The following is a 2,790-nucleotide window of genomic DNA, read 5'->3' as shown; positions in this document are numbered from 1 at the left end:
GCGTTAATGTTGTGCTCTTGCATCACCTGGTCATCGGTGCCACGTCGACCTAAGATGCCACCGTGTACTTTAGGGTGAAGGGTTTTTACCCGTCCATCCATCATTTCTGGGAAGCCAGTGTAGTTTGATACTTCAATAACTTCGATGCCGTTGTCGGCCAGTAATTTAGCGGTGCCACCAGTAGATAGGATCTCTACGCCTTGTTGAGCTAAAGATCGAGAAAATTCGATGATGCCTGTTTTATCTGAAACACTGATCAGTGCACGTCGAATCGGTCGAGCGTTTTCCATTGGGGTTTTATCCTCATTAGCAGTTATGTGCGCTAGCGGTACAAGTTGCCCGAAAAATAAACAACTTAGGTTTGAGGCGCGCATTTTACAGCAAAAGTGTGAAGAATGCGCCGTTTTTTAATCGATTAGTCTGAGTGGGGTAAGAAAATAAGTGATTGAAAAACCGATAAGTCCCATGGTGACAAAACCTTACATCGGCTTACTTGACCAAGTGGTCATTATTGGCTGCAGCGCTTAGCCGCCAATGGCCAGCATCGGCTAACTTAACTGCTTGTTAGGAAAGCTCTAATTGCTCGATTTCTTTCCACAAATCCACCGCATCGGCGCTAAGCATGGAATAGGTCATGATATCTCCACGCTGCTGGGCTTTGCTAGCGGTGGCCACTAAGGCATAGTATTTATTACGCTTACGTTTTAGCGAAATGGGTTTTAGTAAACTCAACATATTATGTCCTGCAAGGCTCATTGGCTTTAGCGTCATTATCGAAGCCGATAATGAAGGATTTATGACAGAGCACTGTTTTGCTGCAGAATGATCGGGCCGCTGCCTTGAGTGGCCAGTTGGTCTTCAGGGTTATATAGCGGGCAGTGCTGCATCGATAAACAGCCACAACCAATGCAGGCACTGAGCGAGTCTCGTAATACTTCTAGTTGTTTAATGCGTTGGTTGAGGGCGTCTTGCCATTGGGTAGATAACGCTTCCCAATCGGCTTTGGTGGGAGTGCGCTGTTGCGGTAAGCTGGCTAGTGCCTGTTTTATTTCGGCCAAGCTAATGCCTAAGGCTTGCGCTGCCTTAATCACCGAAACGCGGCGCAGCACATCGGAGCGATAACGGCGCTGGTTTCCGGCGTTACGCCAGCTTTGGATTAAGCCTTTGCTCTCGTAAAAGTGAAGGGTTGAGACTTTTATACCGCAGCGTTTTGCCACAAAACCCACACTTAAGGCTTGCCTGTTCATCATTTTCTCCTTTCAAAAATATCAGCTTAGGTAAAAAAACGCTTTACCTCAACTTAACTTGAGGTTTTAGTCTTGCTTAGGTGTAAACAAAGATAAGGAATAAAGCGATGTATTTGGAACACCTAAACCTAGTGGTTAGCGATATGCCACGTAGCTTGGCTTTTTATCAAGCCGCGCTTCCTCATTGGTCTATTCGAGGCGAAGGCGAGCAAAACTGGTATGGTCAGCAGCGGCGGTGGCTGCATTTTGGCGATCACCAGTTTTACCTCACTTTGAACGACCATGGCTATGGGCAAAATCGCGATTTGCAAAGCAATACCATCGGTATGGCCCATTTTGCCTTGGTCACACAAAACCTTGATGCCTTGATCCAACGTATGCAGCAAGCGGGCTTTGAATTGGCTCATCACGGCGCCGCCAGTCCGCATCGGCGTAATGTGTATTATCTAGATCCCGATAACTATGAAATTGAGTTTGTAGAATACCTGTCTGACCTGCCCAGTGAGCGTAATCTTTACGATTAGCCAGGGCAGCTAGCTTTAGCCTTGGTTGATTTGACTGCGAAAACGTAAAACTTCTTGACCCTGTACCTAGGTATAGGGTTTATCATTATCTTAAGGGAGGGCTTATGTTCAAAATTGGAGAATTGGCCAAGCAAACTGGCTTAAGTGTTGAAGCGCTGCGCTTTTATGAGCGAAAGGGCTTGTTAGCTCCCGCCGCTCGTGCGGCTAATCAGTATCGACAATATACCGAGCAAGATCTAAACCGACTGCACTTCATTCAGCGAGCTAAGCAGGCGGGCTTGTCGATTAAGGATATCGCCGAGCTGCTTAAGCTCAGAGACAATGCAACCTCGGTTCGCTGTAATGATGTGAGCCGAGTGGTGGGGCAAAAGCTGGCTAAGGTGCAGCAGCAATTACGAGAGCTGCAAGCCTTTGAGGCCCATTTAAAAAAACTTCACAGTGAGTGTTGTGGTGGCGAAGAAAGCGCCGAGTCTTGTTCAATACTAAAGGCCTTAGATGATGTTATGGAATAATTTATTAGCTTTGTTTTTGAGCGCCGCGCCTTGGCTATTTATTGGCTTTGTGATTGCCGCCACCATTAAATTGGGTGAACCCAGCCGTTGGCTAGCAAAACACCTAGGTAACAGCAAACCCAGTACCACGGTGAAGGCTGCCTTAATTGGCGCGCCTTTGCCTTTGTGTTCTTGTGGGGTCATTCCTGCGGCCATGGGGCTGCGCCGGGCCGGTGCCTCAAAGAGTGCAACCACCTCATTTTTAATTGCCACGCCTGAGACTGGAGTGGATTCGTTGGCGGTATCTTACGCCTTGTTAGGCCCGGTAATGGCTATCGTTAGACCCATCGCTGCTGTAGTGAGTGCCGTTGTGGCAGGCTTGTTAGTGGGCAACACCGAAACCGACACCGCTCCTAGCACCGCCGCTAAGTCTTGTTGCAGTGGCAGCAAGTGTTGCGCTGGAGAGACTAAACCCGCCGAGCAAACCAGCCTTAGCCGAACCATCAAAACTTGGCTACACAACTTTAA

At 48.1% G+C, this 2,790-nt stretch carries 5 protein-coding genes and 1 pseudogene; 3 read left to right on the top strand and 3 right to left on the bottom strand.

Annotation, left to right across the window (positions count from 1 at the left end; genetic code table 11):
• From purH to soxR, 3 genes and pseudogenes are all read right to left on the bottom strand, one after another.
• Positions 1-290: pseudogene (purH, locus tag ACQY6Q_RS02280) on the bottom strand (bifunctional phosphoribosylaminoimidazolecarboxamide formyltransferase/IMP cyclohydrolase); the annotation flags it as partial.
• Between the two features lie 274 nt (positions 291-564).
• On the bottom strand, positions 565-735 hold the full coding sequence (locus tag ACQY6Q_RS02275) for a DUF6435 family protein (protein WP_188407546.1): 171 nt from the start codon (positions 733-735) through the stop codon (positions 565-567).
• A 59-nt stretch (positions 736-794) separates the two neighbouring features.
• Positions 795-1,247 carry a redox-sensitive transcriptional activator SoxR gene (gene soxR, locus ACQY6Q_RS02270; protein ID WP_427977377.1) on the bottom strand — a complete coding sequence of 151 codons (453 nt, stop codon included), beginning with the start codon at positions 1,245-1,247 and terminating at the stop codon, positions 795-797.
• Between the two features lie 107 nt (positions 1,248-1,354).
• Between soxR and ACQY6Q_RS02265 the strand changes: the two genes are divergently transcribed.
• From ACQY6Q_RS02265 to ACQY6Q_RS02255, 3 genes are all read left to right on the top strand, one after another.
• The gene (locus ACQY6Q_RS02265; RefSeq protein WP_427977374.1) at positions 1,355-1,771 is read left to right on the top strand and encodes a VOC family protein; all 417 of its coding nucleotides are present in this window, start codon (positions 1,355-1,357) and stop codon (positions 1,769-1,771) included.
• A 104-nt stretch (positions 1,772-1,875) separates the two neighbouring features.
• Positions 1,876-2,283 carry a Zn(2+)-responsive transcriptional regulator gene (zntR, locus tag ACQY6Q_RS02260; protein ID WP_427977372.1) on the top strand — a complete coding sequence of 136 codons (408 nt, stop codon included), beginning with the start codon at positions 1,876-1,878 and terminating at the stop codon, positions 2,281-2,283.
• On the top strand, positions 2,270-2,790 hold a 521-nt coding region (locus tag ACQY6Q_RS02255; RefSeq protein WP_427977370.1), incomplete at its 3' end, for a permease. The genes zntR and ACQY6Q_RS02255, both read left to right, overlap by 14 nt.

This window comes from Agarivorans sp. (assembly GCF_050295395.1).
Classification (GTDB): Bacteria; Pseudomonadota; Gammaproteobacteria; order Enterobacterales; family Celerinatantimonadaceae; genus Agarivorans.
This window is presented reverse-complemented; position numbering and strand designations above follow the sequence as displayed.